Here is a 550-nt window from a genome sequence, read left to right as displayed (position 1 = left end):
ACAAATTGGCAAGGCTTGGTAAGGTCATTCTCTAGCGCCTTATGGATATGGCTAGGCAAGTGATTGAGCACATCTTCGTATAAGCGATGAGCTTCTGGCCAATGGCCTTGCTCCATCAATTGCTCCGCTTTCAAATAGCGCATCCAGCATTGCTCAATATTCATGTCCATCTCCACAAAAGTTGATTTGCTGAAGATATTAAATGAAATTGATTATCAATTGCAAGTGCGTATTGTTTTCATTTTTATGGTCATAAAGTGTGCGATTAAACCATGGTGTAAGCTAAATCACTTAAAATTAAACAAATAATCTCTACACTCAAGTTACGACAATAAGAAAAAGGAAGCGGATATGGCAATACTAAGATTGGAACCTCAACAGCTGTATTCTGTAGCGGATCTAGAGAATATGCCATGTAAGTCGACCAAGGAACTGCCTCCTATTGACGAAATCGTGGGACAAGAGCGTGCGCAAAAAGCGGTCGAGTTTGCGATGTCAATTAAGGAAAAAGGGTACAACATTTACGCCATCGGTCAGAACGGGCTAGGTA

The 550-nt window shown here is 40.9% G+C and carries 1 protein-coding gene; it reads left to right on the top strand.

The window, feature by feature from the left end; all coding sequences use genetic code 11:
- Positions 1-351: 351 nt before the first annotated feature.
- On the top strand, positions 352-550 hold a 199-nt coding region (locus R8O11_RS30460; RefSeq protein ID WP_318195293.1), incomplete at its 3' end, for a hypothetical protein.

The organism is Vibrio sp. 1288 (assembly GCF_033344475.1).
This window is presented reverse-complemented; position numbering and strand designations above follow the sequence as displayed.